A 13,186-nucleotide genomic window follows, 5' to 3' on the forward strand; every position below is an offset into this window, starting at 1 on the left:
GACGATGACGAACAGCATCGTCGGCAGCGGGAAGCAGTCTCCCGGAACAGAGGCGGGGCATGGTCCGCATGGCCCGCAGACCCGCCCGTCGGACGGGCCCAACCCCATCATGAGAGCGCTTGAGGTGATAGGCAAGGGTTTCAAGACGGTGTGGGAGGTGCCCAAGGCCAGATTCGGCCTGGTTTTGTTGGGCCTGATCCTCCTGTCGGCCATCTTCGCCCCCTGGCTGAGTCCCTACGATCCCAAGGCGGGGGACTTCGAAGCCAGCATCGGTCCCACGGCGGAGCACTGGCTGGGGACCACGAGCAACGGGCAGGATGTGCTTTCACAGCTCCTGTGGGGCGGCAGGGTCTCGGTCATGGTCGCCATGGTCTCCGGGCTCCTGTCCACCTGCATAGCGGTCCTGGTGGGACTCAGCTGGGGGTACATCAGGTCCTTCGCCGGCGAGTTCGTCGGTTTCATCGTCAACCTCTTCCTGGTCATCCCCTCCCTCCCCCTGATGATCATCATCGCCGCCTACCTTCAGAACGGGGGGATGAGCGTCATCATCCTGGTGATCGTCCTGACCGGATGGGCCTGGGGGTCCCGCGTCCTGCGCTCGCAGACCCAATCCCTGCGCTCCAGGGATTTCGTGATCGCGGCCGCCTTCAGCGGGGACAGCTCATGGAGGATCATATTCCATGAGATCTTTCCCAACATGCTCTCCCTGATCATCAACAACTTCTTCGGGGCGGCCACTTCCGGGGCCCTGTCCGAGGCCGGCCTGGAGTTCCTGGGTCTGGGTGATTCCACCACGGTCAGCTGGGGGACCATGCTCTACTGGGCCCAGAACAACAACGTGATCCTGACCGGCCAGTGGGCCCTGCTCCTGGCCCCCGGTCTCATGGTCGCCCTCCTGGCGGTCTCCATGACCTTTATCAACTTCGGCGTGGACCGTCTGAGCAACCCCCGCCTGCGTGAAGGGAAGGCATGATGGAACTCTTACGTGTCGAAAACCTCTCCGTCGAATACGACACACCCGACCAGGAACCGGTCAAGGCCGTCAAGGACGTGAGCTTCTCACTGGACCAGGGTGAGTTCGTGGGCCTGGTGGGAGAGTCGGGATCGGGCAAGTCCACACTGGGCTTCGCCGTCACCCGCCTGTCCAAGCCGCCTGCCCGGATCAGCCAGGGCCGTGTCCTGTTCGGGGGCAAGGACATCACCACCCTCAGTCAGGAGGAGCTGCGAAGGCAGCGCTGCGGCGGATTCGCCATGGTCCTCCAGTCTGGCATGAACGCCCTGAACCCGGTGAGGACGGTCCGCAAGCATTTTGTGGACATCTACCGGGCCCACGGCAACGTGGAGAAGAAGGACTACGAGGCCCACTCCAGACAGCTGGTGGACAAGGTGGGACTGCAGGCCTCGGTCCTCGATGCCTACCCGGGCGAGCTGTCCGGCGGCATGAGACAGAGGGTATCCATATCGTTGGCCCTGTCCCTGGAACCCAAACTCATGGTCTTCGACGAACCCACCACAGCCCTTGACGTCCTGGTCCAGCACGAGGTGATGGGGACGATCAGGGAGCTACAGAGGGAGGAGGGCTTCACGGCCATCCTGATCAGTCACGACCTGGGGGTCGTCCTCGAATCCACGCAGCGGGTCCTGGTCATGCACAACGGCGCGATTGTGGAAGATGCGCCCAGCCAACGGATCCTGACCGATCCGCAGGACGACTACACCAAGATGCTCCTCAGCCACTACGGCGATCCCAGGGCCGAACACGTGTCCGTGCCCGGCCTCAGACCCAGGGGGGAATCAGGTTCCGCCGGTGTCTCCGGCCAGGCTGGTCCGGCTGCGGGAGGGGTTGCGACCGGGGCCGATGACGGTGAAGACATGACGGTGACGGTTACCGGCGTATCCAAGATCTACCCGGCCCGCAAGAGGGGCGAATCCCCTGTGACGGCCGTCGACGATGTCTCCTTCACGCTTTCCCCCGGCCAGTCGCTGGCCCTGGTGGGGGCCTCGGGGTCGGGCAAGTCCACGATAGCCAAGATGCTCACCGGCGTGGAGAGGCCCACATCGGGCACCATCACCCTGGGAGACAGGCGGGTGGACCGGATAAGGCGGCGCAAGGATCTCACCTCCCTGCGTTCCGACATCCAGATGATCTTCCAGGACCCATACTCGGCCCTGAACCCCCTCCACACGGTGGAGTACATCCTGACCAGGCCCATCCTCAACTACACCCATCTGAGGGGTGACGATGCGAGGAAGAGGATGCTGGAGCTTCTGGACACGGTCGGCCTGACCCCTGTGGAGCAGTATGCGGCCAAGCTCCCCCACCAGTTGTCGGGAGGCCAGCGTCAGCGGGTGGTCATAGCCCGTGCCCTGGCCAGCAACCCTCACGTCCTCGTGGCCGACGAACCGGTCTCCATGCTGGACATGACCCTGAGGGCCGGAATCCTCGCCCTCCTGGACGACCTGCGAATCCGATTGAACGTGAGCATGCTCTATATCACCCACGACCTTCTGTCCGCCCGTCTGATCACGGATTCCATCATGGTCCTCAACCAGGGGGTGGTGGTGGAGCGGGGAGGGACCGCACAGGTTCTCCAGCACCCGCAGAACGACTATACGATCAAGCTGCTCGATGCCATCCCCAGCCTGCGCACACAGGCTTGAGGTCGGTCATCTGCGGCCGGGGTCGGAAGGACGTCGAAAGACCCGAGACTTTGAGGAGCGACAATGACTTCCCTTCATGCCGTGGGCAGGGGCCGGCCCTTCGGGGACCTGCCTGTGCCGGGGAACGTAGAGGTCCTGGTCATCCATGCACCCGTGGGTGACCTGACCGCCCTCCACTGCCCCAAAGGGGCCAGGGGGGAGCGCGGTACGGCGCTGTTGATCCCCGGTTTCACCGGTTCCAAGGAGGACTTCTACCAGATGATTCCCTTGCTGGGAGAGGCAGGTTGGGACGTATGGGCTTATTCGCAACGGGGCCAGGCCGACTCGGTAGCCCCGCCAGGCAGGTGCGCTTACGACAGGGGTTCCACGGCGGCAGATGCCTTGGATGTGGCCCGCATCATCATCGAACAGACGGGTGTGAAAAGGGTCCATCTCCTGGGACACAGCTTCGGCGGGGTGGTGGCCCAGGCGGCCGCCCTGACCGGCCCCGGCCTCTTCGCCAGCCTCACCCTCATGTCGTCCGGGCCGCATGGATGGCCAGGAAGGAAGGCGGACATCCGCCAGCGTCTCCTGGACCATCCTGGCGGTGACCTGTGGCGGTTGGACAACCCTGACCGCGCCAGCATGCCCGATGAGGACCTGGGTACCCAGGACAGGTTCCAGCGCCTCAGGGCGGAGCGCACCAGCCGGGACCAGCTCATCGGGGCCATCGACCAGCTTGCGGACCTGCATGACAGGACGGAGCAGCTGGCGGCCACCGGCCTGCCTGTCCTGGTCTTTCACGGGGAAGATGACGACAATGCATGGCCCCAGGATTGGCAGGCCAGGATGGCCCGTCTGCTCGGGGCCCGCTACGAGATCATCCCCGGCGCAGGCCACTGCCCCAATATCGACAGGCCGGAGGCGACGGCCGCCCTTCTCGATGACTTCTGGGCATCGGTGTCGGCCGAGAGGTGACATCGGTCAAACGATAAGCAATGAAAGCGGAGAAGATGAACACAAACACCCCACGCAGCAAGGCTCCCTTTAAGGGAGCAGGCGACGGCGAGGGAGAGGTGGGCCTGACACGGCGGCCCGCAGGCATGAGCGTCGAGAGGGGGGATTTTTCGGCCGCTTTCAATCCCAATGGCGACCTCTCCTTCATCAGGGCTGGGGGAATCCAGGTATCCCAGTACGAACCCGGCATCCATGATCGACCCCTGGCCGGGCTCTGGCTCCGTCGCCACCGTGGGGGCAGGGTGGACTCATTGCCGCTGACCGGGTCCGGTTCCCGGGCGTCCTTCTTCGCCCATGACGGTTCGCCCATATGGGCGGGGATGGGCATGGGCGTGAGTTGGAGGGTCCAGCTGGTTCCGGCGGCCATGACCCCGTCCCTGCCGCCGTCTGTGGAGGCGGGGCCGGGTGCTGTGCGCGGCGCTTCATGGGTCTGGCAGGTCGATGTCCGTCCTGTCCAAGGCGGCACCCTTCTTCCCGGCGACAGGTGGGACCTGGTCTCGGCCCAGGATCTGGCTCTGGTGGAGCCGTCGATGGCCCGCGGGGCCGAGTCCTATACCTCCCAGTACATCGCCTACCACGCCGAGGAGGTCCCGGGTTGCGGGAGGGTCCTCTCGGCCAGGCAGACCATGGGCTGCGCCCCCAGGCTCCCCCTCTTCGTGACCGGTATCGCCGAGGGGTGCCGGACCTTCATGACAGACGGCTACGATTTTTATGGCCTGGGTGCCAGGTTGGGCTATCCCCCTGCCGCCCTGGGAGATGCCGATTGGGCTGGCGGCGGCATAGACCAGTACGAGTTCGCCATGGCCTGCCTCCTCTCACAGATGGTCGCCATGGGGGAGACCGGCCTGAACTGGCATGTGTGGAACACCGTCAGTTCCGACTACAGGGGAGGCTTGGACAAGGCCTGCCTCATCTGCGCTCGTGCCTTCGACAAGACAGTCCTGCCGACGGTCCGCCCGTCTGATGACAAGAGGACCGGGGATGCCAAGGCGCAGGATTCCAGCGTCCAGGCTGGTCGAGGTGGCTGGAAGGGCACACCTTCCCTCCTGGCCTCGGCAAGGCCCCTGAACGGGGAACCCCTCCCGGAGGATGAGTTCAGCGCCCTGGGCGGAGGGCCGGTGCTGCAGGCGGAGAGAGACAAGGCCGGCAACCTGCTCTCATACTTCGGGACAGATGCCAGGCATGTGGTCAGCTCCCGAAAGGAATTGGAGGTGGCCCGCACCCATGGGCAGATCCTCCTGTCCGGCAACCCGACCCTCGACCCCGACCGGCCCACCATGGCAGTAACCACTTATGCAGGCGGCATCTTCGCCTCCCAGGTGGTGTTGGGCAACACAAATATGAACCAGCTGGTCTCCGTCCAGAAGACGGGACTGGGCCTCCTGCGCTCGCGCGGGGTCCGCATGCTGGTCAATGTCGATGGTGAGTGGAGGCTTCTGGGGGTCCCGTCGGCCTACATCATGGATTTGGGCGGGTCCCGATGGGTCTACCGTCTGGGGGGGCGCACGTTGACCGTCAGCACCGTGGCCCACCTGGACAGGCCGGTCATCGGCATCCGTCTGGAAGCGAGCGACCCGGTCCCTGCCATGGCGACCGTGGACATGGAAGATCCTGCCATCTGGCGCATGCACTCCCTGCCTGCCGACGGCGCCCACGGGGTGCGGGGCGGGGTCTCGTTCATGCCGGCCGGGGGCAGTCCTGCCGCAGACCGTTGTCCGGGGCTGAGATACGTCATCTCCTCCCCCGATGCCCTGCCGGGAGATGACTGTCCCCTCTTCGAAGACGGGGGGGAGGGCCACCCCGACGACCCGGGCATGGTGACCTTCCTGTCGGATGGCGGTCGCACCCTGTCCCTCACCTTCACCGGGTCCATGGATGGCGTACCTGGTGCCGGGTCGCATGATGGCATGGGCGGCCGCAGTGACAAGGAACTTCTCCACTCCCACTACGAGGCCATGAAGACCTTCATGCAGGGGCTGCATGTGGTGGGGGAGGGTAGGTTCGCGGAGTTCAACCTCCTTCTGCCCTGGTTCGTGCAGAACGCCCTGGTCCACTTCCTCTCGCCCCATGGTCTGGAACAATACGGGGGGGCTGCCTGGGGAACGCGCGATGTCTGCCAGGGGCCGCTGGAGCTCGCCCTGGCCTTCGGGCATGACGGTCTGGCCCGGACCATCCTTCTCAAGGTGTTCGCCCACCAGAACCCTGACGGCTCCTTGCCCCAGTGGTTCATGTTCGACCAGTATGCTGACGTCTACCAGCACGATTCCCATGGGGACATACCCGTCTGGCCCCTCCTCTCCCTGGCCGAGTACATGGAGGCCAGCGGAGACCTGGGTCTGCTGGACACCCACGTGGACTTCTGGCGGGGGGGCGCGGCCGGACAGCGCGGAGCAGATGGCCGGACCGGTCCATCGACCGACGCAAGCGTCGGCCCGTCCACCGACGCCGTCTCCGGGTCCGGCGGGGACAACATTCTTGACGGGCCCACGGTGGCCGACCACCTGGCCAGGACCTTGGATTACATCCAGTCCCACAGGGTGCCCGGCACCGACCTCTTCTGCTACGGGGAGGGGGACTGGGACGACACCCTTCAACCGGCCCAGGAGTCCATGAAGAGGCAGATGGCCTCCACTTGGACCATTGCCCTTCTCTACCAGGCCTGCCGGAGCCTCCAGCCCCTTCTGGAGTCCGCCGGTCGGACCGACCTGGCCTCCCGCTTCGCCGGCGAGGCCGACAGAATCGGTGCCGACTTCGCCCACGACTTCATCTTCCAGGGGGTCCTGGCCGGCTATGTCAATTTCGTGGATGGCCAGCCCAGGCCGGTCATCCACCCGACCGACACCAGGACCGGCATCCGCTACAGGCTGATCCCCATGACCCGCTCCATCATTGCAGGCCTGCTCACACCGGAACAGGAGGAGGACCACGAGAGCATCATCGAGGGCGACCTCCACTATCCCGACGGGGTGCGGCTCATGGACCGCCCGGCCTCCTTCCACGACGGTGTCACCAGGGTGTTCAAGAGGGCCGAACAGGCCGCAAACGTCGGTCGGGAGATCGGTCTGATGTATACGCATGCCCATGTGCGTTACACCGAGGCCCTGGGGCTGCTGGGCAGGACACGTCTGGGTCAGGAGCTCCTCAGAATCAGCCCGGTAGGCCAGTTCCGTCGCCTGCCGGCCAGCGAGCCCAGGCAGCGCAACTGCTATTTCGCCTCGTCAGATGCCGATTTCCCCGACAGGTACACGGCCGCCGCCCAGTGGTCCAGGCTGAAAGAGGGGGCTGAGGATCCGGTCGGCGTCAGGGGAGGATGGCGGATATACTCCTCAGGCCCCGGCATATACTGCCGACAGGTTGTACAGCACCTCTTCGGCGTTCAATTGCATGCCGGGTGTGTGGTATTCGACCCGGTCCTGTCCTTGGAGGATGACGGTCTGGAGGTCACCATGGCCCTCTTCGGCCGGCTTCGGACCATCCGCTATCACGTGTGCGCCAAAGGGGCCGCTTTTGCAGGTGGCCCGGGTTCGGTTGACGGCCCTTTGCACGATTGCGGAAAATACGATCTTTGGATTAAAGCAGATGGACGTAGGCTGGATGGTGGCAGACGGATTCTGCCCTATCGCAAGGGAGGAATTGAAGTGACACGGGACCAGCTGGCCGATGCGGGCCGCATAGACATCTTCCTCATGGTCGATGGCCAGACGGTAAAGTAAGCATAAGTGCCTAAACTGGACTAATTGTCGGTTCATGTCGGCAATGTGAAGGAGCGAGGCGGCCAGCTGCTCGGCAGCGGGGGTATAACGACTGCGTTTCTCAGCGAAGTGGGCAGGGTGTGTGTATGCGCAGAGCAACAGTCTATGATGTGGCTGAGAGGGCCGGAGTGTCCATCGCCACGGTATCATGCACCTACTGGCAGCCGAGTCGTGTGCGTGAATCTACGCGTTTGAAGGTTCTTGAAGTCGCTAAGCGCCTCAATTATATCCCCAGTGCTAGTGCGCGTAACCTGGCCAGAGGGAGGGTCGGTGCTCTCGGCCTTTATTCTTTTGATTTCTGTCCAGTTCGCAGCCTTGAACAAGGCTGTGAGGATGGGCAAGAGCGTGAAGGCGAAACAGATATATGTACCTATCCCTTATATGCTGACGAGGTTGAAAGAGGATTCCAACAGGCCTGCTGGCAAATGGGCCAGGCAGTCCTTTTGGGAGGTTCGACAGGCAGTAACCCAACGCGTTCGGTCGTTGATATGGCGGGTCGCGTAGATGGACTGGCCTTGCTTTCATGGTTAGGAGATATTTCCACTCTCCAGAGACTTGCTACCATAATGCCTGTCGTGATGTTGGCACAAAATCCCGGAGATCTTCCAGTACTTTACGTATCTGCTGATAACTACGCTGGCTTGGGAGAGTTAATTGACCACCTTGTCGGTGTACATGGTGCAAAACGGATCGAGTATGTAGGTTCGATGATTGATCCAGAAATGCGTGAACGGTTCCACGTAATCCAAGAACGTCTCACACAACTCGGCAGACCCGTTCCTTTGATGCCGGTTGACGAAGGCTTCGCCGCAAAGCAACCGTTCCAGTCCGTTAAAGCCATGCAACTGGCTCGCGATCTTCCAGACGCGCTTGTATGTGAGAATGACCAGACGGCACTGGCCGTGATTAATTTCCTGAGAGGACTTGGTACTCGGGTGCCGGATGATGTGATGGTGACGGGTGCTGACGGTATTTTGGCCGGCCAGTTCTCTGACCCGACTTTGACAACAGTGCAGTTGCCGATGCAACGAATCGGGAATATAGCTGCTCATGAGCTTGCAAGGCAGGAAGGAAAACCCTGGACTAAAACAAAGTCTGTTCTGGTTTCGGAAAAGCTCAAGATTCGCCAGAGTTGTGGTTGTGAGCGTCCTGTGATACACGTATCCGACTGCTGACAGTTTCTTCGCAATAATTTGACTCGGTGATTCTAAGCGCATAGATTAAGATGTGTAATCTAAGCCCTTAGATTACAGCTATCACTTCAAGGAGGAACGTGATGAGAAGAGGTAAGTCAAGAGTGAAGGCCTTGGCGGGAGTAGTCATTAGCCTTGCCACTCTGATTGGATTCGCCGGATGTGGTAGATCGACTAGTGGCTCTGCTGCGGGGGGGGGGGAGTCCTCTGTAGCTATAGACGACAAGCCGGCCAAAGGTGAGCTGAATTTATGGGGCATCGGTAATGAGGGTGAGAAGCTGCCCGAGCTGATTCGGGATTTCGAAAAGGAAAATCCGGATGTCCATGTCAAAGTCACTTCCATCCCATGGACTTCCGCACATGATAAGTTCCAGACAGCTATTGCAGCAGGTACGGGTCCTGATTTGGCGCAGTTGGGAAGTACCTGGATGGCTGATTTTGCCAATGGTCTGGCCACCGTTCCCAACAATCTTGATATGAGTGATCTCGCCAAAGGCGCTATTGAATCCGGCAAGGTGGGGGACAGACAAGTCGGCGTACCTTGGTATGTCGAAACCCGTGTTATTTATTATCGTACTGATATAGCCAAGAAGGCTGGATGGGATCATGCCCCTAGCAACTGGGAAGAACTACGCTCAATGGCCAAGGACATGCAGAAGCAGGATGGTGTCAAGTATGGAATCTGGTTGGTTCCCTCTGGCCAGGACAGTTTCTTAGCCAGTCTTCCCTTTGCTTTTTCGCAAGGTGCCGAGTTGACAAACGCAGACGGCAGCAAGTGGACGATTGACACTCCTGAGATGAAAAAGGCAATCACCTTTACGAGTGGTCTTTTCAAAGACAAAATTGCAGATGTAAACGCTGATGTTAGCCCGGGGGCGGACATGGCTGCATTTGCCGCTGGCACAACTCCTATGAAACTAGATGGGCCTACAAGTATTGGGCAGATTGAGCAAATCGGCGGACCTGAAATGAAGTCCAAGTTCACTACAGCCCCTCTGCCTAAAGGTGAGAAAGGAAACATCTCATTCTCTGGCGGTTGCGGAATGATTGTCTTCAAGACTTCAAAGAACAAAGAAGCTGCTTGGAAGCTTATCCGTTGGCTGAGTAAGCCTGAAGTGCAGGCAAAATGGTATAAAATCTCGACCGATTTGCCTGCATCACAGAAGGCTTGGAACGATCCGATTCTCAAAGATGATGACAAGCTTGCTGCGTTCTCTACTCAGCTAAAAAGCATGAAAGCCACTCCTTCGGTTACCACCTGGCAGCAAGTGGGATCTGCAGGTGACAAGATCATCGAGCAGATTAATCGGGGTGCTGTAAGTGTGGATGAGGGTCTGTCCAAACTCCAAACTGAAGCCGATGCGGCCGGGATGGGCAAGTAGCCATGAGGTTGTTCCGCAAATCATCCGGCGCGGGCGGCGCTTCAGCCGTCATGCGCCGGCGGCGGACCCTCGTCGCATGGGGGTTCGCCCTCCCATTCGCCCTGGTCTTCTGCATCTTCATGCTTATGCCCCTCCTCTCCTCGCTGATCATGTCCTTCACGGACATGACATCCAGAGATTTGAGGACCCCGTTCAACGTCAACTTCATGGGCCTGTCGCAGTATGCGGCCCTCTTCAAGGATCCGCAGTACCTACGCTCACTGAAGACCACAGGAATATTCGTCCTGGTGGGACTCCCTTTGACCATGGTCCTGGCCCTCTGCTTCGCAGTGGCCCTCAACAAGGGTTCGCAGCATCTGAACGCCTTCTTCCGGGCCCTCTACTATGCCCCGGTGGTGGCCAGTGTGGTAGCGGTTTCCGTGGTTTGGCGTTACATCCTTCAAAGGGACGGCCTGCTCAACTCGGCATTGGCCCTGATCGGCGTCCAGGGGCCTGACTGGCTCCATGACACCCGCTTCGCCCTACCGGCCTTGATCGTCATGACCACTTGGCGGAACATGGGTACTCTGATGATCATCTTCCTGGCCGGCCTGCAGACCGTGCCGGAGGACATCAAGGAGGCCGCGGCCATCGATGGCGCCTCCAGAGGGAGGGTTTTCTGGAGCATCACTCTTCCCCTCCTCAAACCCACTCTTCTTTTGGGTGCAGTCCTTCTTACGGTCTCCTACCTGCAGTTCTTCGAAGAGTCCTTCGTGATGACCCAGGGCGGGCCGCTCAATTCGACCCTGTCGGCCTCCTACTACGTCTACCAGAAGTTCAGCTTCGGCCAGTATGGGCTCTCGTCGGCGGCCAGCTATGTCCTCTTTGTGATCATCGCCCTTGTCAGCGCCCTTCAGTTCAAGGTGCTCAGGTCGGATGACTGAGGGGGGAGAGAGAACAATGACAGCATCAGCAGCATCGGGAAGCCTGGACCCCGATCCGACGTCCGGTTCTTACGTCAGGGAGAACAAACTCACCCCCTGGCAGAAGTTCATGAGGGGGAGGGGTTTGTCCTATACGGTCCTGGCCGTGGTGGGCGCCTTCTGGGTCTTCCCCTTCGTCTGGATGGCCCTGGGGTCGCTCAAGACGCAGCGGGAAATCCTGGCTTCACCGCCCACCTTCATTCCCAAGGACCCGACACTGGCCAATTACACCAAGTGGTTCGGCCAGCTTCATTTCAGCAGCTACTTCACCAACAGCCTCATCGTGGCCGTGGTCACCGTGCTGGGGAACGTGGTCTTCTGCTCCATGGTCGGGTATGCCTTGGCCAAGATCGATTTCGCCGGCAAGAGGATTCTCTTCGGGGCCGTCATGGTTACCCTGATGGTCCCCAGCGTATCGACCTTCGTCCCACTTTTCGTCATCATCGCCAACATGGGCTTGTCCAACTCCTACCTGGCCCTGATCCTCCCCTTCCTCACCCAACCCATCGGGGTCTTCCTCATGCGGCAGTTCATCTCGGGCATCCCCGATGCCCTCTTGGAAGCCGCCCGGGTTGACGGGGCCGGGGAGCTGAGGATCTTCTGGTCCATCGTCCTGCCCCAGTGCGGGCCGCCCCTGGCCACTCTGAGCATCCTCACCTTCCTGTCTTCTTGGAACAACTTCCTATGGCCCCTTGTCGCCATGCAGACGGAAGATAAGTACACGCTCCCGGTGGCCCTCTCCCTCTACTCAACCGGTCAGAACGCCACGAATTATGGTGTCCTCTTGGCAGGGGCCGTACTGGTCATCACCCCCATACTCCTGCTCTTCGTCTTCCTGCAGCGGTACTTCATACAGGGAGTGGCGATGACCGGCATCAAGTGAGGGAAGACAGGCGGGAGGGGATCGGCCGGCTCCTCCGCCCCGGGATGTGAGCCGACCGGGTTTTCCGGACGGTCCCGACCAGGACCGCCCAGCGAAGAGATAAGGAAGGTACAGCCACATGCCAACGCCTACATACTCCTTTCCCCGAGGGTTCCTTTGGGGGGCGGCCACGGCGGCCCACCAGATAGAGGGCAACAACGTCAACGCCGACTGGTGGGAACGTGAGCACCGGCCAGGCGGTGATGTCAGCGAGCCCTCGGGTGATGCGGACGACAGCTACAACCGATACGCCCAGGACATATCCCTCCTGGCAGACAGCGGACTGAACACCTACCGCTTCTCCGTGGAGTGGGCCAGGGTGGAACCGGAGGAGGGTTTCTTCTCACAGGCTCAGATCCTTCACTACCGAGGCATGATCGAGGCCTGCCTGGAAGCCGGGGTGACCCCCATGGTCACACTGAACCACATGACCCTCCCCCGATGGTTGGCCCATCGGGGAGGGTGGCGTGACCCTGCCTCCACGGACCTTTTCGGAAGGTACGTGGAGCACCTCCTGCCCATCCTCGACGGTGTCACATGGGTCTGCACCATCAACGAACCCAACATGGTGGCCCTGACCCAGGGGGGTCAGGAGGGGACTGACATGGCTGCCGCCTCCCTGCCCACACCCGACCCCGTCATTTCCCGTTCCCTGGTCAAGGCACACAGGAGGGCCCGTGAAGTCCTCTCCCGCCGACCCGGGTTGAGGTCGGGGTGGACCATTGCCTGCCAGGACTTTCAGGCCCTGCCCGGGTGCGAGAGGGAGATGGAGAAGTACCGCTACCCACGTGAGGAGTTCTTCAGTCAGGCGGCCAAAGGCGACGATTTCATCGGTGTCCAGGCTTACCTGCGCACCTTCATCGGCACTGACGGACCCCGTCCGGTGCCGGCGGGGGCGGAGAGGACGCTGACCGGCTGGGAGTACTACCCGGCCGCCCTGGGGGAGGCCGTCCGCTACACCTGGCAGGCGGCCGGGTACACCCCCATAGTCGTCACCGAAAACGGAATCGCCACGGCCGACGACAGCCGTCGGATCGACTACACGTTTGAAGCCCTGTCCAGTCTGTACCGGGCCATGATCGACGGGGTGGCCGTGGAGGGTTACATTCACTGGTCTCTCTTGGACAACTATGAATGGGGTTCGTACAAGCCCACATTCGGCCTGGTCTCGGTGGACCATGAGACCTTTGAGCGTCGCCCCAAGCCTTCCCTGGAGTGGCTGGGGAGGGTGGCCAAGACCGGTCTGCTCAGAAGGGATTAGCCACATTCGAAAGGAGCGGCCTTGTCCCGGGATGTCGGCATGGCATCCCGGGACAAG

The 13,186-nt window shown here is 61.3% G+C and carries 9 protein-coding genes; all 9 read left to right on the forward strand.

The window, feature by feature from the left end:
• The first annotated feature begins 4 nt into the window (after positions 1-4).
• The 9 genes from V6584_RS06635 (at position 5) to V6584_RS06675 (ending at position 13,129) form a co-directional block, all read left to right on the forward strand.
• Positions 5-973 carry an ABC transporter permease gene (locus V6584_RS06635; protein ID WP_340469950.1) on the forward strand — a complete coding sequence of 323 codons (969 nt, stop codon included), beginning with the start codon at positions 5-7 and terminating at the stop codon, positions 971-973.
• Positions 970-2,661 carry an ABC transporter ATP-binding protein gene (locus V6584_RS06640; RefSeq protein ID WP_340469948.1) on the forward strand — a complete coding sequence of 564 codons (1,692 nt, stop codon included), beginning with the start codon at positions 970-972 and terminating at the stop codon, positions 2,659-2,661. The genes V6584_RS06635 and V6584_RS06640 overlap by 4 nt, the downstream gene beginning before the upstream one ends.
• Positions 2,662-2,724: 63 nt before the next feature.
• The gene (locus V6584_RS06645; protein WP_340469947.1) at positions 2,725-3,618 is read left to right on the forward strand and encodes an alpha/beta fold hydrolase; all 894 of its coding nucleotides are present in this window, start codon (positions 2,725-2,727) and stop codon (positions 3,616-3,618) included.
• A 35-nt stretch (positions 3,619-3,653) separates the two neighbouring features.
• Positions 3,654-7,370 (forward strand): hypothetical protein, encoded by a 3,717-nt coding sequence (locus tag V6584_RS06650; protein ID WP_340469946.1) that lies wholly within the window; start codon positions 3,654-3,656, stop codon positions 7,368-7,370.
• Between the two features lie 125 nt (positions 7,371-7,495).
• Positions 7,496-8,584 (forward strand): LacI family DNA-binding transcriptional regulator, encoded by a 1,089-nt coding sequence (locus V6584_RS06655; protein WP_340469945.1) that lies wholly within the window; start codon positions 7,496-7,498, stop codon positions 8,582-8,584.
• Positions 8,585-8,685: 101 nt separating this feature from the next.
• Positions 8,686-9,984: an extracellular solute-binding protein gene (locus V6584_RS06660; RefSeq protein WP_340469944.1), complete on the forward strand. Its 1,299-nt coding sequence runs from the start codon at positions 8,686-8,688 to the stop codon at positions 9,982-9,984.
• Between the two features lie 2 nt (positions 9,985-9,986).
• Positions 9,987-10,907 carry a carbohydrate ABC transporter permease gene (locus tag V6584_RS06665; RefSeq protein WP_340469943.1) on the forward strand — a complete coding sequence of 307 codons (921 nt, stop codon included), beginning with the start codon at positions 9,987-9,989 and terminating at the stop codon, positions 10,905-10,907.
• 16 nt (positions 10,908-10,923) lie between these two features.
• The gene (locus tag V6584_RS06670; RefSeq protein ID WP_340469942.1) at positions 10,924-11,829 is read left to right on the forward strand and encodes a carbohydrate ABC transporter permease; all 906 of its coding nucleotides are present in this window, start codon (positions 10,924-10,926) and stop codon (positions 11,827-11,829) included.
• Positions 11,830-11,947: 118 nt separating this feature from the next.
• Positions 11,948-13,129 carry a glycoside hydrolase family 1 protein gene (locus tag V6584_RS06675; protein WP_340469941.1) on the forward strand — a complete coding sequence of 394 codons (1,182 nt, stop codon included), beginning with the start codon at positions 11,948-11,950 and terminating at the stop codon, positions 13,127-13,129.
• Positions 13,130-13,186: the final 57 nt, after the last annotated feature.

Source organism: Bifidobacterium favimelis, from assembly GCF_037963085.1.
GTDB classification, from domain to species: Bacteria; Actinomycetota; Actinomycetes; order Actinomycetales; family Bifidobacteriaceae; genus Bombiscardovia; species Bombiscardovia favimelis.